We start from the raw sequence: 23,022 nt of genomic DNA on the forward strand, positions 1-23,022 counted from the left end.
AGAGGGGATGCCGGCACGCACGGCGACGCGCCGACGTCCAGGGTAACCCAGTGGGGGCCGGAGCAATGCTCCGACCCCCACTGCGTGTACTACTTGACGGTGCCGCCCGCGGCGACGATCTTCTGCTCGGCGGAACCCGAGACCTTGTCGACCGACACGTTGAGCTTCACCGAGATGTCTCCGGTGCCGAGCACCTTGACCTTCTCGTTCTTGCGAACTGCGCCCTTGGCGACCAGGTCGCCGACGGTGACGTCGCCACCGGACGGGTACAGCTCGGCGAGCTTCTCCAGGTTCACGACCTGGTACTCGACACGGAACGGGTTCTTGAACCCGCGCAGCTTCGGGGTGCGCATGTGCAGCGGCATCTGGCCGCCCTCGAAGCCGATCTTGACCTGGTAGCGGGCCTTCGTGCCCTTGGTGCCACGACCGGCGGTCTTGCCCTTCGAGCCCTCACCACGACCCACGCGGGTCTTGGCGGTGCGGGCGCCCGGGACGGGACGCAGGTGGTGCACCTTCAGCACGCCGGGACGCGACGCGGGAGCGTCGGCCTTCGGAGCGGCCTTCTTGGCGGCAGGCGCCTTCTCGGCCTTCTCCGCAGCGTCGGCCTTGTCAGCCTTGGCAGCGGCGGTCTTGGCGGGCGCCTTCTTCTCGGCAGCCGGCTTGTCGGCGGCCTTGGCGGTCGCCTTCTTCGCCGGAGCCTTCGCGGCAGCAGCCTTCGAGGTGGCGGGCTTCTTCGAAGCCTTCTCCTCGACGGCGTCGTTCTTCTCGGCCTTCTCAGCCATTAGTCGATCTCCTCAACCTTCACGAGGTGAGCGACGGTCTTGACGTAGCCGCGCGTCTGCGCGTCGTCGGGACGGACGACCGAGTCGCCGATCCGCTTGAGACCGAGCGAACGCAGCGTGTCACGCTGGTTCTGCTTCTCACTCACCTTGGACTTGACCTGGGTCACCTTCAGGCGCGCGGCCATCAGACACCTGCCTTCGCAGCAGCCGCGGCCTCGGCCTCGGCACGGACGAGACGGGCGGGGGCGACCTGGTCGAACTCGAGGCCACGGCGCGCGGCGACCGCACGGGGCTCCTCGAGCTGCTTCAGGGCCTCCACCGTCGCGTGGACGATGTTGATCGTGTTCGACGAGCCGAGCGACTTCGAGAGGACATCGTGGATGCCCGCGCACTCGAGGACGGCACGGACCGGACCGCCGGCGATGACACCGGTACCGGCACCGGCGGGGCGCAGGAGCACCACACCGGCAGCGGCCTCACCCTGCACGGGGTGCGGGATGGTCGAGCCGGCGCGCGGCACGCGGAAGAAGTTGCGCTTGGCCTCTTCGACGCCCTTCGAGATGGCCAGGGGCACCTCGCGGGCCTTGCCGTAGCCGACGCCCACCACACCGTTGCCGTCACCGACGACCACGAGTGCGGTGAAGCTGAAGCGACGACCGCCCTTGACGACCTTCGACACGCGGTTGATGGTGACGACGCGCTCCAGGAACTGGCTCTTGTCGGCATCGCGCGAACCGCGGTCACGCTGGTTGGCGTTGCGCTCGCGACCGCCGCGGCGGGGCTCGCGCTCACGCTCGGCGGGCGCCTCGGTGGTCGTGGCGGCAGCAGGCTGCTCGGTCACTTCGTTCTCCGGGTTGTTGTTTGTTTCGCTCACAGGTTCAGACCTCCTTCGCGAGCGCCGTCGGCGATCGCCGCGACACGGCCCGCGTAGCGGTTGCCACCGCGGTCGAACACGACGTCAGAGACGCCGGCGGCCTTCGCACGCTCGGCGACGAGCTCGCCGACCTTGCGGGCCTTGGCGGTCTTGTCACCGTCGAACGTGCGCAGATCGGTCTCGAGGGTCGAGGCCGAGGCCACGGTGCGGCCCTTGCTGTCGTCCACGACCTGCACGAAGACGTGGCGGGCCGAGCGCGTGACGACGAGGCGGGGACGCAGCTCGGTGCCGACGACCTTCTTGCGAAGGCGGGCGTGACGACGCGAACGCGCGTCGGTCTTCGACTTCACAGCCATGGTTACTTACCAGCCTTTCCGGCCTTGCGCCGCACGACCTCGCCGGCGTAGCGCACACCCTTGCCCTTGTACGGCTCGGGCTTGCGGATCTTGCGGATGTTGGCAGCCGCCTCGCCGACGGCCTGCTTGTCGATGCCGCTCACGGTGAGCTTGTTGTTGCCCTCGACCGTGAAGGTGATGCCCGCGGGCGGTTCGACCAGGACGGGGTGCGAGAAGCCGAGGGCGAACTCGACCGAGCTGCCCTTCTGCGCCACGCGGTAACCCGTGCCGACGACCTCGAGGCCCTTGGTGTAGCCCTGGGTGACACCGATGATGTTGTTGTTGATGAGCGTGCGGGTCAGGCCGTGCAGCGAGCGCGACTCGCGCTCGTCGTCGGGACGGGTCACGACGACCTGGCCCTCTTCGACCTTGACCTCGATGGGGCGCGCCACGGTGAGCGTGAGCTCGCCCTTGGGGCCCTTGACCGCGACATCCTGGCCGTCGACCGTGATGGTCACATCGGTGGGGATGTCGATCGGGAGACGTCCGATACGCGACATGTCAGATCACCACACGTAGGCGAGGACTTCCCCACCCACGCCCTTCTGCTCGGCCTGGCGGTCCGTGAGGAGACCGGAGGAAGTGGAGAGGATGGCGACGCCGAGGCCACCGAGGACCGTGGGGATCTCGGTCGAGCGTGCGTAGACGCGCAGACCGGGCTTGGAGACGCGCTTGATGCCGGCGATCGACCGCTCGCGGTTCGGGCCGTACTTGAGCGTCAGCGTGAGGGTCTGGCCGACGCGTGCATCGGAGACCTCCCAGCCCGCGATGTAGCCCTCCTGCTTGAGGATGTCGGCGATGTGGGTCTTGAGCTTGGAGCTCGGCAGCGACACGGTGTCGTGGTGCGCCGAATTCGCGTTGCGCAGACGGGTCAGCATGTCTGCGACCGGGTCTGTCATTGTCATTTCTTGTTTCCTTCGTTCAAGAGGTTTCGACTGCCGTTACACGACAGGCGACCTTCTATGAGTTCCCCGGGAGCCGGCGGGCTCCCGGGGAGTCGGCCGTTCAGGCCTGAGCGTCCTCGCCGCGGAACGGGAAGCCGAGGTGACGCAGGAGTGCACGGCCCTCAGCATCCGTCTTCGCCGACGTCACGACCGTGATGTCGAATCCGCGGACGCGATCGATCTTGTCCTGGTCGATCTCGTGGAACACGGACTGCTCCTGGAGACCGAAGGTGTAGTTGCCGTGACCGTCGAACTGCTTGGCCGACAGACCGCGGAAGTCGCGGATGCGGGGCAGCGCGAGGTTGACCAGGCGGTCCACGAACTCCCACGCACGGTCGCCGCGGAGCGTGACGTGCGCGCCGATGGCCTGACCCTCACGCAGCTTGAACTGCGCGATGGACTTGCGGGCCTTGGTGACGAGGGGCTTCTGACCGGTGATCTTGGTGAGGTCGTCGACCGCGCCATCGATCACCTTGCTGTCGCGAGCTGCCTCGCCGACACCGGTGTTCACGACGACCTTGACCAGGCCGGGGATCTGCATGACGTTGGCGTAGCCGAACTCGTCCTGCAGCTGCTTCTTGATCTCGGTGTTGTACTTCTGCTTCAGGCGGGGCTGGATCTTGCCAGCCTCCGCGGCAGTGGCGGTGCTCATGTTCAGAGGTCCTTGCCTGACTTCTTGGCGTAGCGCACGCGGACGGTGCGCTTCACGCCGTCCTTCGTCTGCTCCTCGACACGGTGGCCGACGCGGGTCGGCTTCTTGGTCGAGGGGTCGACGAGGGCGACGTTGGAGATGTGGATGGGAGCCTCGAACGTCTCGAGGCCGCCCGTCTTGGTGCCGCGCTGGGTCTGGCCGACGCGGGTGTGCTTGGTGACGTAGTTCACGCCCTCGACGATGACGCGGTTCTGCTCGACGAGGACCTCGAGGACCTTGCCCTGCTTGCCGCGGTCGCCGCCGTTGGCCTGCTTCTTGCCAGTGAGGACCTGAACCAGGTCGCCCTTCTTGATCTTGGCCATGAGGGTCAGATCACCTCCGGTGCGAGCGAGACGATCTTCATGAACTTCTTGTCGCGAAGCTCACGACCGACCGGTCCGAAGATGCGGGTGCCGCGGGGCTCCCCGTCGTTCTTCAGGATCACGGCGGCGTTCTCGTCGAACTTGATGTACGAGCCGTCGGGACGACGGGTCTCCTTCTTGGTGCGGACGATGACGGCCTTGACCACATCGCCCTTCTTGACGTTGCCGCCGGGGATCGCATCCTTGACCGTGGCCACGATGGTGTCGCCCAGACCGGCGTACCGGCGGTGCGAGCCGCCGAGCACGCGGATCGTGAGCAGCTCCTTGGCGCCGGTGTTGTCGGCGACCTTGAGGCGGGATTCCTGCTGAATCACTTCTTACTCCTTGGGTACCAAGCAAGCCCGAGGCTTACTTGGCCTTCTCGAGGATCTCGACCAGGCGCCAGCGCTTGGTGGCGCTGAGCGGACGGGTCTCGTTGATGAGGACGAGGTCGCCGATGCCGGCGGTGTTGCCCTCGTCGTGCGCCTTGACCTTGGAGGTCCGACGGATGACCTTGCCGTAGAGGGGGTGCTTCACGCGGTCCTCGACCTCGACGACGATCGTCTTGTCCATCTTGTCGCTCACGACGTAGCCACGACGCGACTTGCGGTAGCCACGGGCGTCGGCGTCGCGCACATCGTGCTCGGCGGACTCGTGGCCGGCGACCTGCTCGACGACCTCGGCCTTGGGAGCCGTGGCCTTCTTCGCGGGGGCCTTCTTCTCGGTGGTCTCAGCCATTACTCGGCCTCTTCCTTCACGGCCTCGTCAGCGGCATCCGCCTTCTTGGCCTTCGTCTTCTTCGCCTTCGTCGCGGTCTCCAGCGGCGCGGGCGTGGCACGGATGCCGAGCTCGCGCTCACGGATCACCGTGTAGAGCCGCGCGATGTCGCGCTTGACCGCACGGATGCGGCCGTGGCTCTCGAGCTGGCCGGTGGCCGACTGGAAGCGCAGGTTGAACAGCTCTTCCTTGGCCTTGCGCAGCTCCTCGACGAGGCGCTGGTCTTCGAACGTGTCGAGCTCGCTGGGAGCGAGCGTCTTGGTGCCGATCGCCATTACGCGTCGCCCTCCTCGCGCTTGATGATGCGTGCCTTGAGAGGCAGCTTGTGGATGGCACGGGTCAGGGCCTCACGAGCGAGTTCCTCGTTGACGCCGGCGACCTCGAAGAGGACGCGACCCGGCTTGACGTTTGCGACCCACCACTCGGGCGAACCCTTACCGGAACCCATGCGGGTCTCGGCAGGCTTCTTGGTGAGCGGACGGTCGGGGTAGATGTTGATCCACACCTTGCCGCCACGCTTGATGTGACGGGTCATCGCGATACGAGCGGACTCGATCTGACGGTTCGTCACATACGCGGGCGTGAGTGCCTGGATGCCGAACTCGCCGAAGGAGACCTTCGTGCCGCCGGTGGCCTGGCCATCGCGCTTGGGGTGGTGCTGCTTGCGGTACTTGACCTTGCGGGGGATAAGCATTACGCCGATGCTCCTTCTGCGACGGGGGCCTCGTTGCGCGGGCCACGACGCGGGCGGTCGTCACGACGACGGTCCGACTTGGGTGCGTTGGCCTGCTCGCGAGCGAGCTCCTTGTTGGTCAGGTCGCCCTTGTAGATCCAGACCTTCACGCCGATGCGGCCGAAGGTGGTCTTCGCCTCGTAGAAGCCGTAGTCGATGTTCGCGCGCAGCGTGTGCAGCGGCACACGACCCTCGCGGTAGAACTCCGAACGGCTCATCTCGGCGCCGCCGAGGCGGCCGGAGACCTGGATGCGGACGCCCTTGGCGCCGGCGCGCTGAGCACCCTGCAGACCCTTGCGCATGGCGCGGCGGAAGGCCACGCGGGCGCTGAGCTGCTCGGCGATGCCCTGTGCGACGAGCTGAGCGTCGGCCTCGGGGTTCTTGACCTCGAGGATGTTCAGCTGGATCTGCTTGCCGGTGAGCTTCTCGAGGTCGGCGCGGATGCGCTCGGCCTCGGCGCCGCGGCGGCCGATCACGATGCCCGGGCGGGCGGTGTGGATGTCGACGCGGACGCGGTCACGCGTGCGCTCGATCTCGATGTTGCTGACGCCGGCGCGGTCGAGCGACGTCGTGAGCAGACGACGGATCTTGATGTCCTCGGCCACGTAGTCGGCGTAGCGCTGTCCGGGCTTCGTCGAGTCCGAGAACCAACGCGACACGTGGTCCGTGGTGATGCCGAGGCGGAAGCCGTACGGGTTGACCTTCTGGCCCATTACTTGCTCGCCTTCTTCGTCTTGGCAGCCGGGGCCGCCTCAGCGACCTCGGGCGTCGAGAGCACGACCGTGATGTGGCTCGTGCGCTTCTTGATCTGGAACGCACGACCTTGGGCACGGGGCTGGAAACGCTTGAGCGTCGTGCCCTCGTCGACGTACGCGTTGGCCACGTACAGGTCCTGCTCGTCCAGGAACTCGCCATCCTTGTCGGCCTTCACGCGAGCGTTCGCGATCGCCGAGGCGACGAGCTTGTAGATCGGCTCGCTCGCGCTCTGCGGCGCGAACTTGAGGATGGCCAGGGCCTCCTCAGCCTGCTTGCCCTTGATGAGGGCGACGACACGACGAGCCTTCTGAGGGGTCACGCGGATGTGTCGCACACGTGCGATGGACTCCACCATTTCTCTCTCCTCTTTCGTCCCCGCCTTAGCGGCGACGGCCCTTCTTGTCGTCCTTCACGTGGCCGCGGAAGGTGCGGGTGGGCGCGAATTCGCCCAGCTTGTGGCCGACCATGGTCTCGGTCACGAACACGGGGATGTGCTTGCGACCGTCGTGCACGGCGATCGTGTGGCCCAGCATGGCCGGGACGATCATCGAGCGGCGCGACCAGGTCTTGATGACGTTCTTGGAGCCGGCTTCGTTCTGTACGACGACCTTGCGGAGCAGGTGCTCGTCGACGAAGGGGCCCTTCTTGAGACTGCGTGGCATCTTCCTCTACTCCTACTTGCGCTTCTTGCCGGCGTTGCGACGGCGAACGATGTACTTGTCGCTTTCCTTGTTCGCGTGGCGGGTGCGGCCTTCGGCCTGGCCCCACGGCGAAACAGGGTGACGACCACCGGAGGTCTTGCCCTCGCCACCACCGTGGGGGTGGTCGACGGGGTTCATCGCGACACCGCGGACGGTCGGGCGGATGCCCTTCCAGCGGTTGCGACCGGCCTTGCCCCAGTTGATGTTCGACTGCTCGGCGTTGCCGACCTCGCCGATGGTCGCGCGGCAGCGGGCATCCACGTTGCGGATCTCACCCGAGGGGAGACGCAGCTGGGCGTACGGGCCGTCCTTCGCGACGAGACGCACCGAGACGCCCGCCGAGCGGGCCATCTTGGCGCCGCCGCCGGGACGGAGCTCGATCGCGTGGATCACGGTACCGGTGGGGATGTTCTTCAGCGGCAGGTTGTTACCGGGCTTGATGTCGGCCGAGGGACCCGACTCGACGATGTCGCCCTGCGACAGCTTGTTCGGCGCGATGATGTAGCGCTTCTCGCCGTCCGCGTAGTGAAGGAGCGCGATGCGCGCCGTGCGGTTGGGGTCGTACTCGATGTGAGCGACCTTGGCGTCGATGCCGTCCTTGTCATTGCGACGGAAGTCGATGACGCGGTACTGACGCTTGTGGCCACCGCCGATGTGGCGGGTGGTGATGCGGCCCTGGTTGTTGCGGCCTCCGGTCTTGGCGAGCGGGCGGAGGAGCGACTTCTCAGGCGTCGATCGGGTGATCTCGGCGAAGTCGGCCACCGACGAGCCGCGGCGACCCGGGGTCGTGGGCTTGTACTTGCGAATAGCCATATCTCTAGTCCTCTATCCCGACCGTCAGCCGACTGCCGTGAAGATGTCGATGGTGCCCGACTTCAGGGTCACGATGGCGCGCTTGGTGTCCTTGCGCTTGCCGGTGCCGAAGCGGGTGCGGCGGGCCTTGCCGACGCGGTTGATCGTGTTGACCGCAGCCACCTTGACGCCGAAGATCTTCTCGATCGCGAGCTTGATCTCGGTCTTCGTGGCACGGGGGTCCACGAGGAACGTGTACTTGCCCTCGTCGATGAGCCCGTAGCTCTTCTCGGAGACGACCGGCTTCAGGATGATGTCGCGCGGGTCCTTGTTCACGGCGGTCATGCCGAGACCTCCTCGGTGGCGCCGGTCTTCGACGCGACGAACGCGTCGTAGGCGGCCTTGGTGAAGACGATGTCGTCGGAGACGAGCACGTCGTAGGCGTTCAGCTGGTCGGCGTACAGCACGTGGACGTACGCGAGGTTGCGCACGCTCAGGATGCTGAGCTCGTCGTCACGCGTGATGACGACCAGCACGTTCTTGGTCGGGGCCAGCGCCGTCAGGACCGCGGCAGCCGCCTTGGTCGACGGAGCGCCCTCGATGCCGAAGGAGTCGACGATGTGCAGGCGGTCGCCACGAGCACGGTCGCTGAGCGCACCCAGCAGGGCGGCCGCGATCATCTTCTTGGGCGTGCGCTGCGCGTAGTCGCGCGGCTTCGGGCCGTGGACGATGCCACCGCCGGTCATGTGCGGCGCGCGGATCGAGCCCTGGCGGGCGTTACCCGTGCCCTTCTGCTTGAAGGGCTTGCGGCCGGCGCCCGAGACCTCACCGCGACGCTTGGTCGAGTGGGTGCCCTGGCGAGCCGCCGCGCGCTGCGCGACGACGACCTGGTGGATCAGCGGAATGTTCGTCTTGACGTCGAAGATCGCGGCGGGCAGCTCGACGGAGCCGGCCTTCTTGCCATCGGCCTTGTGGACGTCGAGCGCGAGAGTCGAGTCAGCCATGCTCAGGCACCCTTCACTGCGTTGCGGACGTAGACGATGCGGCCACGCGCGCCGGGGACGGCGCCCTTGACGAGCAGCAGACCCTTCTCGGCGTCGATGGCGTGCACCTTGAGGTTGAGGACGGTCACGCGCTCGCCACCCATACGGCCGGCCATGCGCATGCCCTTGAAGACGCGGCTCGGAGTCGACGATGCGCCGATCGAACCGGGCTTGCGGTGGTTGCGGTGCGCACCGTGCGAGGCGGAGACACCCTTGAAGTTGTGGCGCTTCATGACACCCGCGGTGCCCTTGCCCTTGCTGGTGCCGACGACGTCGATCAGCTGGCCGGCCTCGAAGACGCCGTCCACCGTGAGCTCCTGACCGAGTGAGTAGTCAGCAGCGTCCGCGGTGCGGATCTCGGTGAGGTGGCGGCGGGGGGTCACGCCGGCGGCCTCGAAGTGGGCCGTGAGGGGCTTGTTGACCTTGCGGGGGTCGATCTGGCCGTAAGCGATCTGGACGGCCTTGTAGCCGTCCTTCTCGGGCGTGCGAACCTGGGTGACCACGTTCGGAGCGACCTCGATGACGGTGACGGGAACGAGCTTGCCGTTCTCATCCCAGACCTGGGTCATGCCGAGCTTGGTGCCGAGCAGGCCCTTGGAAATCTTGTTGTTGATGTCAGCCATGTCGAACCTCAGAGCTTGATCTCGATGTTGACGTCGGCCGGCAGGTCAAGGCGCATCAGCGAGTCGACGGCCTTGGGCGTCGGATCGATGATGTCGATCAGACGCTTGTGGGTGCGCATCTCGAAGTGCTCGCGGCTGTCCTTGTACTTGTGGGGCGACCGGATGACGCACACGACGTTCTTCTCGGTCGGAAGGGGCACGGGGCCCACGACGGTCGCGCCCGCACGGGTCACGGTGTCGACGATCTTGCGCGCCGAGCTGTCGAGGCCGGCGTGGTCGTACGACTTCAGGCGAATGCGGATCTTCTGTCCCGCCATTGTCTGCTCACTCTCTTTCTCGCGTCTTACCGTTCCGGGCTCCCCGGAGGCATTGGACGCACGGTGGCGCTCTCGCGCCATGGCACTTCTGCACCGCTTGCGCAGTGCGTTGCTGCACCGCTGTTCTGATGTCAATCCGGATGCCGCGCCGAAGCGCCGCTCCCGGCATCCGCCACCCGCTCGCACACGAGAGCAGCGCTCTCGAGAGGAAGGAGGTTTGAGATGTGGTGGTTCTGCTGCCCGCGGCCTAGGACCCTGCGCTTTCGCGCCGCCTATGCACTGCCCTGGCAGTGATCCTGCGCGCGCCGAAGGGCGCACCGGAATGTGGAACCTCGCTAGTCTACGTGCCGCCCGGGCGTGTCGCAAACTCGGGCGTGTCGCGCGGCGACTATGCTCGGCTGCTTCCCAGCAGCGGGACGCTCGAGCGGTGTGACCGCGGGAGGACAGGTGTTGGGGGAGCTGTCCTCCCGCGGCACTTTCACCCCGTGACGACGTCCTCGCGGCGTCGACGCACGGTTGCGACCATCAGGAGAATCGCCCCGATGGCCAGGGCCGCCGAGCCGGCGAGGACGGCTCCGGTCGGCGCATCGGCTCCTGTTGGGGGAAGAGCCGACAAGGTGACGGTGACGGCATCGTCGTCACACGCCTGGAACGGAAGTCCGTCGGTGGGTTCGCCCCAGCACACCTCGCCGACGTTGGTGATCGACGTCGCCCTCGTCTCGGAGTGCACCGTGACACCGAGGGTGATCGTCGGGGCGGAGGTGCCCATCGCCAGTGGGCCCAGAAGCTCGCAGCGCAGGATGCCTCCGTAGCCCTCGGCGTCCTCCCCCGTCACGTCGCACGCGCGCCAGCGCGGGAACGCGGTGGTGCTCGTCACGATCGAGTCGACCTTGAGGTCGCTCGGGATCGGGTCGGTGACCACGACGGGCTCGGCGACCGAGTCCACGGCGAGGTTGGTGACCGTCAGGCCGTAGTCGAACGACGCGCCCGGCGCCGTCTCCTGCACGCTGGCGGTCTTGTCGATGATGAGGTCGGCCGAGCGCGGCACGGCGCAGTTCGGGCTGATCGGCGGGTAGGCGGTCTCGACCGTCAGCGTCGGGTTGACCGAGATCGTCACGGTCGACGACAGCCGCCACGGATACGTCGGGTAGGACGTGTCGAGCACCATGCCGTTGTAGACCAGATCCCGGTCGACCAGCAGCGCGCCCGTCTCCGGGTTGTAGTCGGCGATCGTGAGCGGCCGGTAGCCGGGCCACTGGATGCTCACGTTGTTGGGCGCCAGCAGGCCGCCCGGCCACAGGATGGTGCCGGAGTCGCCCGAGGAGAGCGTGCGCTGGATGCTCGGCGGCTGCGGCGACGGAACCTGCGTGTCGGGAGCCCACGTGAGATTGATCGGCTGGCCTGCCAGGCTCGGACTGGTCGCGACCCGGTAGTTGAGCGACGCGATGTCGTTCAGGCACGTGACGAACACGTCGGCCACGAGCTCGTCGACCGGCACCGTGTCGGTGGAGCAGTCGTTGGCCGGGTTGCCGTCGCCGGGCACCGCGACGCACGCTTCGTTCACGAGGTCGCCGATGAACTCCGGCGTGAACGGCGGCGGAGCCTCGCCGGGTGCGAGCACGGGTGCCGACTGCGCAGGCGTCGGCGCAAGTCGCACCTGCACGCTGATGCGCTGGGTGGCGCCGACGGCGAGCGAGACGTTGTTCACCGTGATGTCGTTGCCCACCACGGAGACCGTCCAGCCCACCGGGGCTGCCACGCCCTCGACCGTGAGCTCCGCGGGGATCGGGTCGGTGACCACTCCGTTCGTCACGGCCACGGTGCCGTGGTTGGTGACGTCCAGGTAGTAGGTGAAGGTGTCTCCGGGCTCGACGGCGCCGCCTTGGAGCGTCGAGTGCGACTTGACGATGCCGAGATCCACGACCTGGATCACGTTGCACGCCTCATCGTCGATCACGATGCCGTCGACCACGATGGTCCCGACGTTCGGGATGGGGTAGCCGATGCCCGGTACGTCCGCGCAGTCGGCGGGGAGCGGATCGGGGAGCTCGGCGAGCGCCACGTCAACGGTCACCGTCACGAGGTAGGCGTGCGTGACGCCCGCCGCGATCGGCCGGTTCAGCGCCAGGACGGCCGGTTCGAAGTCCGCCCAGTTCGTCGTGACCGGCGCCGGCGTCAGCGGGAACGCGGGATCGGCCGCTGCCTCTGCTCCGATGAGCGTCACGCCCGCGGGAAGTGCACCGAGCGTGTCCTCGAGCGTGTACTGTGCATCGGTCGGCCCGGGGTTGGTCGCCGTGAGCCGGTAAGCGAGTTCCCAGGTGTCGGCGTCGACCGCGGTCGCGCCCAGCGCCACCTTGTCGAAGACGGTTCGCGAGGGTACCGGCGCACACGCCTCGGAGTCGACCGGCTCGCCGTCCCACTCGAGCCGCGCCTGGTTGAACAGACCGTCGCCGGGCTGGCCGGTGCAGTCGAGCTCTCCGGGCGGGGTCAGCCCCGACAGTGTGATCGTGAGCGTCACGCGATACACGTGGGATGCGCCGCCGGCGACGGTCGCGCCCGCCACGATCGGCGTCGCGGCCTGGCCGTTCCACTCGATCGGATCGTTGCCGCCGGTCACGTCGAGCACCTCGTTGCCGGTGATGGTGACGCCCGATGCCGGCGAAGGCTCGTCGAACACGTCGTAGGACTGCTCGAAGGCGCCGGGGTTGGTGACGGTGATCAGGTAGCTGACCTCCCACACCGGGCCCGGTCCGACGAAGGTGAGCCCGTCGTAGGTCTTGGCGAACGTCAGGTCGGCCGGCTGGTCGTCGTTGGTGAACGTGCAGGTCGTCTTGCCGCCCTTGGTCACGGTCGCGGTGCCGCCGTCGCCCGATCCACCCTGACCGCCACCGCGGGTCGCAAGGGCTCGCCGGTCGTCGTCACCGTCGTCGTCACCGTGGTCGTCATCGTCATCATCGTCGTCGTGGCCACCGCCGCCACCGCCGCCACCGCCGCTGCCGCCACCGCCGCCGGTTCCGCCGGTTGTCTCACAGACCAGCGACGTCAGCTCATATCCCGGCACACCCCCGGTCTCCCGGATGTCGTAGACGCCGACCGGAAGCGTCATCCACTCGTCCTGGGTGACAGGCGTCCAGACCCCGTCGATCTCGACCTCGAGAACCCAGTCGCTGTCAACGGCGTCGCCGCCGTCGTCGTTGACGACCGTCTTGCTCAGCATCAGCTGACCGGTCTTGTCCTTCGACCGGTCGTCGTTGACGAAGATGCAGGTCGTCTTCCCGCCCTTGGTCACCGTCGCGGTGCCGCCATTGCCCGACCCGCCCTGTCCGCCGCCCTTGCCGGCGAGGGCCTTGCGGTCGTGATCCTTGTCATCGTCGTCATCATCGTCGTCGTGTCCACCGCCACCTCCACCGCCGCTGCTCGTACACGTCAGCGACACGAGGTCGTAGCCGTCGACGCCGCCCGTCTCCCGAATCTCGTAGTCGCCGACCGGGAGCGTCATCCACTCGCCCTGCGTCACCGGCGTCCATTCGCCGTTGATCTCGACCTCGAGAATCCAGTCACTGGGATCGGCCGTGCCGCCGTTGTTGTTCTCGACGTCCTTGATCAGCTTCAGCTGACCGGTCTTGTCCTTCGGCCGGTCATCATTGACGAAGATGCAGGTCGTCTCCCCGCCCTTAGTCACCGTCGCGGTACCGCCGCTGCCCGACCCGCCCTGGCCGCCGCCCTTGGTCGCAAGGGCCTTCCGGTCGTGATCCTCGTCGTCGTCATCATCGTCCTGGTGGTGGCCACCGCCGCCACCGCCGCCCTTGGTCGTGCAGGTCACCGACACGAGGTCGTAGCCGTCGACGCCGCCCGTCTCCCGGATCTCGTAGTCGCCGACCGGGAGGGTGATCCACGCGCCCTGCGTCACCGGCGTCCACTGCCCGTTGAGCTTGACCTCCAGGATCCAGTCGCCGGCATCCGCATTACCGCCGTTGTTGTTGACGACCGTCTTGATCAGTTCCAGCTGACCCTTCTTCTCCTGCGGGCGGTCGTCGTTCGTGAATGTGCACGTCGTCTTGTCGCCCTTCGCGAGCGCTACCACGGGAACCGCCAGGCTGGTCTTCTCGGATCCCGTGCACGACAGTTCTGTCCAGTCGTATCCGGCCGGGCCACCGGTCTCGCCGAGCTTGTAGACACCGGCGGGGAGTTCCACCCACTTCTCCTGAGCGAGTGTCGTCCACTCCCCCTTGTCGGCGCGGATCTGCAGCTTCCAATCCTTCGCTTTCGCCTTGCCGCCGTTGTCGTTCTTCACGACCTTGACGAGCTTGATCTGCGCCTTCTTCTTGTCGTCGTCCTTCGGATCGTCGTGCTTGGGATCGTCGTCGTGCTTCGGGTCGTCGTGCTTCGGGTCGCTCGTCTCGCCCATCGTCCCGGAGGTCCGCGCCGTGCTCGTGCTCTGTTGCGTGGTCGCCGTCGCCGTGGCACTGCTCGTGGACGTATCGGGCGCGGGAGCGGGCGCGGGAGCCGGAGCGGGCGCCGGAGCGGGAGCGGGTGCCGGCGCTGGAGCCGGGGCAGGTTCAGGTGCCGGGGCGGGCGCGGGTTCGGGAGCCGGTGCGGGCGCCGGTTCCACGACCGCGGATTCCGCGGGAGGCGATTCCGCCGGCGGAGCCTGCTCCGTCGACGTCTCGACGACCGTCTCTGGTTCCGTGCCCTCTGCTGCTGCTGCGCCGCCCGCCGGCCCGAGGGCCAACGCCACGGCGATCAGACCGCTCAAGAACACCTGTCGACTACGAGCCATCGTCATCACCCAGCCCCAGGGTGAACGTCTGACGCAGGGTCGTCCGACCCTGCGCACTCAGGCGCTTCCCCAATCCGCGGAATCCGCGATCTGAGCCCCAGTGAAAACTCGACCCCAGATCGAGATGCTCTCGACCCCACATCGAGATTGCCTTGAGGCTACATCCAGACGTGAGCAAGCGCTACCCCCGAAAATGGACGAGCGGATGCCGCGGCCGACGCCGAAGGGCGGTCGCGCTTACACGCGACCGCCCTCCGCGGTGGAACACCTCATATAAGAGGCATCCGTTACTGCTCTCTATTAAGAGGAGTGCACCCCACTGCGACGCTGGTACGCCACGAATGCCAGCGCAGCCAGTCCCATCAGGAGCAGCGCGCCTCCGGCCATGGGCACGAGCGGGCTGACTCCGCCGCCGGTGACGGCGAGCGGGGTCTCCGGGTCGACCGATGCGGGCGTCTCCGGGTCGACGACCGGGGTCTCCGGGTCGACGACCGGCGGGTTGGCGCACAGCGACGACGCGGCCGGGTACTCGACGACCGTCTCGTAGGACGGGTTCACATCGAAGCGCACGGTGACGCCGTCACGCGTCCAGGCGTAGTTGCCCGTCGTGGGGACGTACTCGCCGCCACCCACGTAGTCCCAGCCCGGCCACATCTTCGGCGCGCCGGCCGAGGCACCCGGCCACAGCAGGCTGCCGGAGAGAGGCTGGCCCGCGGCGACGTAGTCCGCGCCGTTCGGGTTCACGAAGGTGATCGTGACCGGGTTCTCGCTGTCGGCGACGTAGCCCTCCGGGAGGGTGACGTCGTACGCGAGGTAGGGCACATCGCCCACGCAGGACGAGGCGATCTCACCCGGGACGAGCGGGCACTCGCCGATCTCGGCGTTCGTGAGGTCGCGGGTCTGCGTCTCGATCGCGACGGAGGACTTCGCCGTGGGGTTGCCCTCGGCGTCGTACTCGTAGACGGTCGTCGTGACCTCGCGCGTCTGCGTCACCGTGGTGTCACCGCACTCCCACTCGCCGTCCACCCACGAGCCGTACTCGATCTCGGTGTCGGGCAGCGGGCAGTCTTTCTTCTCGTCGGCCGTCATGGGGCGCTCCGACGTGGAGGACGAGTCGGACGACTGACCGGGAACCCACGCGGTGCCGTTCCACACATAGGGCGTGGTGGTGGTCGTCGTCGTGATCGTCACGACCTTGCTGTCGCAGTCGTACTCGAACGTGTCCTTGCTCGTCACCTCAGCGGGCGGCTGCGGCGGACGGCACTCTTCGAGCGTCTCGGACAGCTTGTCGAGGTTGGGCACGGTCCACTCGACAGTCGCCCCCTGCGGGAAGGCGGTGCCGGCGAGCGGCTTGGCCGTCCACGTCGTGGTGCCGTCGGCGTTCAGCTTCGAGACCCACTCGACGTTGTCGCTCTTCGTGAGCACGCCGGCGGCGGCGCAGGACGGGTTCGTCCAGTCGAGTGCGGGGGTGACCACCGTCGGCGGCTTCTCGGAGTCCTTCCCCTTGCACACGATCCAGTGCGATACGGCGGACTGCTCGCCCCCGCCGTTGAGCGGCGAGGCGTAGGCGACGCCGGCGACGGGGTGGTGGATCACATTGTTGTAAGTGCCCCCCTTGACGACGAGAAGCTCCCAGTGATCACCCGGCCACGACGGGGCGTACGGGTAGAGCGTCACCGTCTTGCCGTCGTTCGTGATCTTGCCGTGGCTCGAGTTGCCCTCCGACTTGTAGCACTCGGAGTCGTGCTCCGTGAGCTTCTCCCAGTACTTGGACGAGTTCGCCTCGGGTGAGAACTCCTGAATGTCGCCGACGGTTCCGACCAGTTCTGGGTCTGCCGCGGAGGCACCCGCGGTCACGAGCGGCGCCACGACCAGCGACGCGGCGAGAGCCACGGCGGCGAGCGCCTTGAACGTCTTGTTCCTACGTGCGTGCTGCACTAGAAGAAACTCCCCAACTTCCGGGCGCCACGAGGCGCCGTCCCAGCGGCGCCCGGATGCGAGCGCCGGTACTCCCAGCGGCACGCGAACGTGCCGTACTCTCGACGCTCAGCGTCGTACCCGTACCCCGGTAGGGGGTGATTCGGTCTCCCTTGCGTGCGGGTATCACGCGACCGATCCGCCTGCGTTCGGGCTTGCAGGAGGGCAGCGCCTAAGCGCTGCTCGTGCACGCTATCAGTTCGAGGGCGCGGATGCGAGCTTGTGAACCTGAAGACACGCTGGGACCCTTCACCTCGAGGGCGAAGGGTCCCAGGCCGCGGCGAGGTGGGAGAGGGCGGGCCTTGGGGGCAACCCGCCCTCTTCCACGGTCAGAGAGTCGGCTTCGCCTCACCCCGACGACGGCGCACGACCAAGACCGTGGCTCCGCCGAAGAGGGCGAGGATTCCGAAGATCGCCAGCGGCCAGACCGCGCTTCCACCGGTCGCGGCCAGCAGCGACATCGCCACCGTCGCGTCGTCGGAGTCACGGCCGGCATCCTCGGGGTCACCGAAGGTGTGGTAACCCACGACCGCCACGTTGGTGATCGAGGTCACCTTCGACTGCGGGCTCACCGTCGCCGCGAGGGTGATCGTCGGGGCCGCGCTGGCGCCCTCCTCATTGCCCTGCGGCTGCAGCGGTCCGAAGAGCACGCACTCGAGCGTCCCCCCGTAGCCCGCACCGTCCTGGCCGGTCACCGAGCACGACTCCCAGTTCGGGAAGACGGTGTCATCGCCCTCACCCGGCCACGAGACGTCCGTGATCCTGATGTCGGCGGGGATCTCGTCTGTGACGACCACGCCCTCGGCGGCCGAGTCGGTGCTCACGTTCTCGACCGCGAGATCGTACGTGAACGATGCGCCCGGCGCCGTGTTCTGGACGCTGGCCGTCTTCTCGATCTCGACCTGCGTATGACGTGCCTGAGCGCACAGGGTCAGGTCCGTCGGGTACGCGACGTCGAATGTGAGCGTCGGGTTCACCGAGAAGGTGAGGGTGCTCTCCCCTCGCCACGCGAAGTCGAGCTCACTCGGGTCGAGGATCAGCCCGTTGTAGACGAAGAACGCATCCGCCGGCGCGTACTCGACGCCGTTGGCCGGGTTGATATACCCGCCGTTGGGGCCGTAGTCTCCCGCCTGCAGCGCACGCCAGCCGGGGTAGTCCACCGCCACCGGCGGGTCGCCCACGAACCGGGTGCCCGGCCACTGGAGCTCTCCCGTGACGCCTTCGGGGTTGCCGAAGAACTCGTCGATCATGACCGAGTGTCCCGGCGCCTCCGGCGCATCCTTCGTCACCCAGGTGCCCGACACCGGCAGCATCGAGAGGCTCGGCGACGTGCGCACGACGTACTGCAGCAGGACGGTGTCGCTGACGCAGGACGTGTAGACTACGCCGGTCATCTCGCGGACCTCGATCGTGAGATCGTCGCAGTTGGCTGCGAACGGCTCACCGTCGAACGGACCGCCGACCGTGTCGATCGCGGTATCCACGCAGGCGTTGTTCACCAGCGAATCCAGCGGCGCGGGAGCAGTCGGGACCGGGTCGGCCGGATCCATCGACGAGACCGCCGGCTGCGCAGCCAGCACGACCGAGATCGTGACGGTCATCGATGCCCCCGGTGCCAGCGGCGCATCCAGGGTGAGGTCGACGATGTCGTTCGGCTGCGTCTCGCTCTTGTCCGTCCAACCCGGCTCGGCCGTCATCCCGTAGCCGTCCGACAGCGTCAGGTCGACGATGTCCAGCCGCGGGTTCAGGTCGGCGTCACGAACGTGGACGGCCGCGGCCTCCCGCGTCCCGTGGTTCGTCACCGTCAGGATGTAGTCGAACGGCACACCCGGCTCGACCGACGTCGAGCTCGACGTCTTCTCGAGGCCGACGTCGTCGAGGTGGATCGTCCCGCAGGCGTCGTCCACGACCGGCACGTCATCGCCGACGGTGAGCATCGCGGTATTGACGATGCCGATCCCGCTCTCCTCTCCCGTGCAGGGCTCGGCTCCGACCGGCACCGACGTGATCTCAGCGGTCACGGTGACGGTGTAGACATCGTCGTTCGAGCCGTCGAACGGCGCGAGAGGCTGTCCCGTCGCGAGGTCTGCCTCGAGCGATCCGTCGGCGAAGGCGCCTTCGGTCGGCCCGGTCCACGAAGCGTCCAGCACCACGCCCTCCGTCGCATCCAACGTGTCGGTGAGGTCGTACGCGAGCGTCACGAGTTCGCTGTTGTTGTGGACCCGGATCTCGTACGTCACCGTCCAGGTGCCGTCCTCGTTCTGCTCCGAGCTCACCAGCGACTTGGCGAATTCGTACCCCTGGTCCACATGCGAGTTCACGATCGTGCAGATAACGTTCTCGCCCTTGTTGAGTGACCGCAGGGCGGCGGAGCCGGGGACGCTGTCGGAGAGGTCGATCTCCCCCGTGATGTCCGACACGCAGGACCATTCGCTCGCCTCGAACTCGTCCGATCCGGCGAAGTCGCCGATCAGCTCCTCCGAGAGTGCGAAGCCGACGCCCGTGGCCACCTCGGTTGGAGCGACGTCGCCGCCGTCCGCGTCGGTCACCGCGTCGCCTTCCTCGGGCGTCGCGAACAGCTGCCAGTTGGCCTCGTCGACCTCGGCGCCCTCGACCACGACGGTCTTGTCCAGGGCGATGGTGGGCAGCTCCGCCTCGTTGACGAACTCGCAGTTCACCGGCTGGTTCGGCATCGTGAACGAGCCGGTCAGCCCGTCCACCTCCACCAGGACGGTCTCGTCCGCACCGACGCAGCGCAGCGACGAGATGTAGTCGGACGCCTCGCCCTCCAGCACCCCGATGACTTCGCTCACCGTGACCTCCTCACCGATGAGCGCATCCGCGATCAGGGTGTGGGTGACGTCGGTGAACGAGCCGACGGTGCCATCGGCGGTGGACTGCTCCGAGCCGGACGCGCCGCCCTCGACGCTCATGTCGGCGGTGTCGCCGGCCTGGCCGTTGACCCACGTCTTGACGACCGAGACGCTCTGCGTGAGCGCGCGGTTGGTGAACACGCAGGTGGCGGCCTGGGTGACCGTGAGCTCGAACGAACGGCCGTCGCCGGTGCCGGAGACTTCGCCTGCCGTGCAGGTGTAGGTCGAGTCGTACTCGCCCTGGCCGGTGACCTCCTCGGACATCGTCACGACCTCGCCGATCCGCACCTCGGCGGTGACGGTGTCGACGTTGTCGAGCAGGTCGGACGCGCCGTCAGCCACCGAGGTGCTGGACTGCGCTGCCGCCCCGTCAGGGGTGATCGACAGTTCAGCCGAGTCACCGGCGATGCCGCCGAGCCAGCGCTTCATCAGCACCACGTCTACCTTGTCTGCCGTGTTCGTGAACGTGCACTCCACATCGGCGAGCGGTGCCGAGAACGTGGTCGACAGGCCCTCTCCCTGACCGCCGGCCGGCGAGCACGCGTAGATGCTCGTGTACTGGCCGCGGTTCTCGGCGTCCAGCATCTCGGCCACGGTGACGCTGTCGCCCACGCGGACGGTGAGCTGGACGACGTCGGAATCGGTCTGGCTCGCCGCACCGGTCGCGGTGGACGTGTCGCTCGCCGCGTTGATCGACAGCTCGGCCGCGTCGCCCTGGAAGGCGTCCTTCCACACCTTGTGGACCACGATGTCGGTCGTCTTGGCCGTGTTGGTGATCGTGCAGACCACGGGCTCGGTGACTTCGAAGGTCGGGATGCTGCCACCCTGCCCGGACGTGCCGTCATCGCACGCCCACGTCGACGAGTACGAGCCCGCGTTCTGTCCGCCGAGGTCTTCCGACAGCGTCACCTCGTCGCCGACCCGGACGTCGACCTCGGCGGTGTTCACGTTGTCGGTGCTGTCGCCCTCGGTCGCGACCGAGGTGGCCGAGTCGGACTCGGCTCCGTTGATCTCCAGGTGAGCGGTGTCACCCGCGAAGGCGTCGACCCACTGCTTCTTCAGCTTGACGGTCGCGCGCTGGGCCTCGTTGTCGAACGTGCAGGTGACGTCCGCGTCGGGAACCGTCAGCGGGAACGACGTGCCGTCGCCGGACGCGCCCGTGGTGCACGACCACGACGACGCGTATACGCCCTGCCCGTCGACGACCTCGGACAGCGTGATCGAGTCGCCGACCCGGACGGTCGCGACCGCCGTGTCGTCGGTGTCGAGCTGGTTCGCCGCACCCGACGCGGTCGACGTCGCCGTCGCCGTGCCGGCGGTGAGGTCGGCGGTGTCGCCCTCGATCGCGTCGATCCAGCGCTTCTGGAGCGTGACGGTCTTGGTGACCGCGGTGTTGACGAACGTGCACTGCACGCCGTTCGCCGAGGCGGGCCAGGCGGGAACGCTGATCGAGCCGCCCGTGCCGGTGTTGTTCGACACCGTCGCGCCGACGCAGGACAGCACGGAGCTGTACAGACCGGTGTTCGCGCCGTCCAGCGTCTCGGCGATGGTGAGCGCCGTGCCGGGCGCAACGCTCACCTGGATCGCCGGCCCGCTGGTCGGCGCCGTCGAGGTGCCCTGAGCTGCCGCCCCGCCGCCGATCGCGAGCTGCGCCTTGTCACCGGGGAACGAGTTCACCCAGTTCTTGGTCAGCGTCACCGTGGCGTACGGGGTGTTCACGAAGGCCGTCGCGATCGCCGGGTTCGGCGCCTGCTGCGAGATCGTGAAGACCTGCGGCGTCGGATCGAGGACGTACCCCGCCGGCGCTGCCGTCTCGGTCACGGAGTAGGTGCCGGTCGGCAGTCCTGCGACCGAGAATTCGCCGCCCGTGGCATCCGTGTCCCTGCCCGAGTAGCCGGGCTGACCGGTGTTGTCGACCACGGTGATCGGGGACGAGTCGAGGTCCCACGGCGCGGCCGCGGCGGCGCCGCCGGTCGCGATGATCTGGAACGTGGCCCCACCGAGCAGCGCGCCCGCCCGATCGTGCTTGAGCCACGACACACTGCCGAGCGGGTCGACGAACGTGACCATCTTCGACTCCGCCGCCCCGACGGTCACCTCCTTCGGTGCGCTGTCGAGCAAGTAGCCGGCGGGTGCCTTCGTCTCGGTGATCGTGTAGTCACCGGGCTCCACGTTGTTGCTGAAGACGATCTCGCCGGCGGCGTTCGTCACTCCGGACGTGCTGCCCGTGCCCGTGGCCGGGTTCGGGGAGATCGTGAACTCCGCCCCTGCGAGCACCTTCGCGTGGTCGAGGGCGTCGACCTTGACGATCTTCAGCGTCGAACAGGTCGAGGGCACGTTGAGCGCGACCGGTGCGATCCAGTCCTTCATGGAGGAGTTGTCGTTGCCTGCGGAGGAGTTCGAGCGGATGTTGAGCACGCCGTAGGTGCCACTGCATCCCTTCTCGCCGAACAGTGCAGTCAGGTTGATTGCAACCTCGGCGAACGAGCCCTTCTGAAGGACCGCGCCGGACAGGTTGTCGACGTCGCCCTGCGCCGTTTGACCGACGAACCCGGCGAGCGAGCCCAGCGACACCCACTTCGTTCCGTCCCACGTGTCAGCGCCGACAAGGAGGATCGTGATGTTGCCGTTCTGCTCGATCACCAGACGGAGGTCGCCCACCGTGCGGTTGGGAACCGGGCCGAAGGAGTTCGTCTTCTGGTTCAGCTCGACGTAGTAGCCGATCGTGCCGGTTGTGGCATCACGCTCGAACCCGAGGTATGCGTACACGTTGCCGCTCACGGTCTGGGTGTACGCGTAGACGTTGCCGATGTCCGACTGCCCTGTAGCCACTCCGCTGCCGGCAATCTGGCTCGCCGACCACGGCCAGTTGCTTTCGGACGCTCCGCCCGTGAACTGGGTGGCGTCGTCGTAGCCGTCGTTCGCTACGGGCTGGCCACCGACGGTCGCCCAGTCCTTGGTTCCCACACCGTCGAGACACAGGTTGCCGTCGATCTCGAAGCCGGCGACAGGCGATCCTGCGACCGGCCATCCGGCACAGGCGAGTGCTGCCAGCGGCACGGCGAGCGCTGCCGACCGCGTCTTGGCGGTCGGCGGGTCAGTCGCCCCCTCTTCGGCGGCGGCCTCCTCCGACGGCGCGGCAGGCTCCTCGGCCGGCGGGTCCTCCGCTGCAGGCTCGCCGGGCTGCTCCGCAGCTGACTCCTCTGCCGGCGCAGCGGCCTCCTCGGCCGGCGCCGCCGGCTCTTCAGCCGGTGCCTCCGTATCGGTCGCGGTCTGCGCGGTCGTCTCCTCGGTGGTCGTCGGGGTCACCCCCTCATCGGCCACCGCGGGCGCCATGCCCGAGAACACGAGAGCGCCGGCGACGACTGCCGCCAGTGCCCCTACGTGCCATCGACGCTGGAGTGCGATCCGGCGCTCCTGATTGCGTACCTGCCGAATACTGCGTCGCACTCCCCCAGAAGCGCGCGCGAAAACACGACCATCCATTGCTTTCACCCTTGTCGTAATGACGTAGGGTGCCCCAAGCCGGAGCCCCTCCCAGCACGTGACGGCCGTTTAGTTTCCCAACTCCCCAAGAGCCGGTCGACACGTGTTCCCAGGGG

The 23,022-nt window shown here is 67.7% G+C and carries 23 protein-coding genes; all 23 read right to left on the minus strand.

All coding sequences use genetic code 11. The features are described 5' to 3' along the window. Window positions 1-89 precede the first annotated feature (89 nt). The gene (gene rplO / locus H9622_RS09290; RefSeq protein ID WP_191766089.1) at window positions 90-782 is read right to left on the minus strand and encodes a 50S ribosomal protein L15; all 693 of its coding nucleotides are present in this window, start codon (window positions 780-782) and stop codon (window positions 90-92) included. Then, entirely contained in the window at window positions 782-967 is a 186-nt protein-coding gene (gene rpmD / locus H9622_RS09295) for a 50S ribosomal protein L30 (protein WP_023954062.1), read from the minus strand. Before rpmD ends, rplO begins: the two co-directional genes overlap by 1 nt. Then, on the minus strand, window positions 967-1,656 hold the full coding sequence (gene rpsE, locus H9622_RS09300; RefSeq protein WP_191766090.1) for a 30S ribosomal protein S5: 690 nt from the start codon (window positions 1,654-1,656) through the stop codon (window positions 967-969). Before rpsE ends, rpmD begins: the two co-directional genes overlap by 1 nt. Then, window positions 1,653-2,012, minus strand: a complete 360-nt coding sequence (gene rplR / locus H9622_RS09305; protein WP_191766091.1) for a 50S ribosomal protein L18 — start codon at window positions 2,010-2,012, stop codon at window positions 1,653-1,655. Before rplR ends, rpsE begins: the two co-directional genes overlap by 4 nt. 2 nt (window positions 2,013-2,014) lie before the next feature. Beyond that, window positions 2,015-2,551, minus strand: coding sequence for a 50S ribosomal protein L6 (gene rplF / locus H9622_RS09310; protein ID WP_191766092.1), 537 nt, complete (start codon window positions 2,549-2,551; stop codon window positions 2,015-2,017). 6 nt (window positions 2,552-2,557) lie between these two features. Then, window positions 2,558-2,956 (minus strand): 30S ribosomal protein S8, encoded by a 399-nt coding sequence (gene rpsH / locus H9622_RS09315; RefSeq protein WP_191766093.1) that lies wholly within the window; start codon window positions 2,954-2,956, stop codon window positions 2,558-2,560. 100 nt (window positions 2,957-3,056) lie between these two features. Further along, the gene (gene rplE, locus H9622_RS09320) at window positions 3,057-3,647 is read right to left on the minus strand and encodes a 50S ribosomal protein L5 (protein ID WP_191766094.1); all 591 of its coding nucleotides are present in this window, start codon (window positions 3,645-3,647) and stop codon (window positions 3,057-3,059) included. 2 nt (window positions 3,648-3,649) lie between these two features. Further along, the gene (gene rplX, locus H9622_RS09325) at window positions 3,650-4,009 is read right to left on the minus strand and encodes a 50S ribosomal protein L24 (RefSeq protein WP_191766095.1); all 360 of its coding nucleotides are present in this window, start codon (window positions 4,007-4,009) and stop codon (window positions 3,650-3,652) included. 5 nt (window positions 4,010-4,014) lie between these two features. Continuing rightward, window positions 4,015-4,383, minus strand: coding sequence for a 50S ribosomal protein L14 (gene rplN, locus H9622_RS09330; protein ID WP_191766096.1), 369 nt, complete (start codon window positions 4,381-4,383; stop codon window positions 4,015-4,017). A gap of 34 nt (window positions 4,384-4,417) precedes the next feature. Then, window positions 4,418-4,786 carry a 30S ribosomal protein S17 gene (gene rpsQ, locus H9622_RS09335; RefSeq protein WP_225221842.1) on the minus strand — a complete coding sequence of 123 codons (369 nt, stop codon included), beginning with the start codon at window positions 4,784-4,786 and terminating at the stop codon, window positions 4,418-4,420. Beyond that, entirely contained in the window at window positions 4,786-5,100 is a 315-nt protein-coding gene (gene rpmC / locus H9622_RS09340; protein WP_045275475.1) for a 50S ribosomal protein L29, read from the minus strand. Before rpmC ends, rpsQ begins: the two co-directional genes overlap by 1 nt. After that, window positions 5,100-5,519 (minus strand): 50S ribosomal protein L16, encoded by a 420-nt coding sequence (rplP, locus tag H9622_RS09345; protein WP_045275476.1) that lies wholly within the window; start codon window positions 5,517-5,519, stop codon window positions 5,100-5,102. The genes rpmC and rplP overlap by 1 nt, the downstream gene beginning before the upstream one ends. Further along, window positions 5,519-6,271: a 30S ribosomal protein S3 gene (rpsC, locus tag H9622_RS09350; RefSeq protein ID WP_169580747.1), complete on the minus strand. Its 753-nt coding sequence runs from the start codon at window positions 6,269-6,271 to the stop codon at window positions 5,519-5,521. The genes rplP and rpsC overlap by 1 nt, the downstream gene beginning before the upstream one ends. Beyond that, window positions 6,271-6,669, minus strand: coding sequence for a 50S ribosomal protein L22 (rplV, locus tag H9622_RS09355; protein WP_191766097.1), 399 nt, complete (start codon window positions 6,667-6,669; stop codon window positions 6,271-6,273). The genes rpsC and rplV overlap by 1 nt, the downstream gene beginning before the upstream one ends. 25 nt (window positions 6,670-6,694) lie before the next feature. Next, the gene (rpsS, locus tag H9622_RS09360; RefSeq protein WP_019181724.1) at window positions 6,695-6,976 is read right to left on the minus strand and encodes a 30S ribosomal protein S19; all 282 of its coding nucleotides are present in this window, start codon (window positions 6,974-6,976) and stop codon (window positions 6,695-6,697) included. Between the two features lie 12 nt (window positions 6,977-6,988). After that, window positions 6,989-7,828, minus strand: coding sequence for a 50S ribosomal protein L2 (gene rplB / locus H9622_RS09365; RefSeq protein WP_191766098.1), 840 nt, complete (start codon window positions 7,826-7,828; stop codon window positions 6,989-6,991). Window positions 7,829-7,852: 24 nt separating this feature from the next. Beyond that, a complete protein-coding gene (gene rplW / locus H9622_RS09370) occupies window positions 7,853-8,152 on the minus strand; it encodes a 50S ribosomal protein L23 (protein WP_056117679.1) in 300 nt (99 codons plus the stop codon). Next, the gene (gene rplD, locus H9622_RS09375) at window positions 8,149-8,811 is read right to left on the minus strand and encodes a 50S ribosomal protein L4 (RefSeq protein WP_191766099.1); all 663 of its coding nucleotides are present in this window, start codon (window positions 8,809-8,811) and stop codon (window positions 8,149-8,151) included. Before rplD ends, rplW begins: the two co-directional genes overlap by 4 nt. 2 nt (window positions 8,812-8,813) lie before the next feature. Then, window positions 8,814-9,473 (minus strand): 50S ribosomal protein L3, encoded by a 660-nt coding sequence (gene rplC, locus H9622_RS09380; RefSeq protein ID WP_191766100.1) that lies wholly within the window; start codon window positions 9,471-9,473, stop codon window positions 8,814-8,816. Window positions 9,474-9,481: 8 nt separating this feature from the next. Next, complete coding sequence (rpsJ, locus tag H9622_RS09385) at window positions 9,482-9,790, minus strand: 30S ribosomal protein S10 (RefSeq protein ID WP_013584016.1); 309 nt, start codon at window positions 9,788-9,790, stop codon at window positions 9,482-9,484. 478 nt (window positions 9,791-10,268) lie between these two features. Then, the gene (locus tag H9622_RS09390) at window positions 10,269-14,198 is read right to left on the minus strand and encodes a DUF11 domain-containing protein (RefSeq protein WP_191766101.1); all 3,930 of its coding nucleotides are present in this window, start codon (window positions 14,196-14,198) and stop codon (window positions 10,269-10,271) included. Window positions 14,199-14,870: 672 nt separating this feature from the next. Next, window positions 14,871-16,508 carry a hypothetical protein gene (locus tag H9622_RS09395; RefSeq protein ID WP_191766102.1) on the minus strand — a complete coding sequence of 546 codons (1,638 nt, stop codon included), beginning with the start codon at window positions 16,506-16,508 and terminating at the stop codon, window positions 14,871-14,873. 368 nt (window positions 16,509-16,876) lie between these two features. After that, a complete protein-coding gene (locus H9622_RS09400) occupies window positions 16,877-22,729 on the minus strand; it encodes a SpaA isopeptide-forming pilin-related protein (protein ID WP_191766103.1) in 5,853 nt (1,950 codons plus the stop codon). Between the last annotated feature and the right edge of the window lie 293 nt (window positions 22,730-23,022).

The sequence above is a fragment of the Microbacterium gallinarum genome, from assembly GCF_014837165.1.
Lineage (GTDB): Bacteria > Actinomycetota > Actinomycetes > Actinomycetales > Microbacteriaceae > Microbacterium > Microbacterium gallinarum.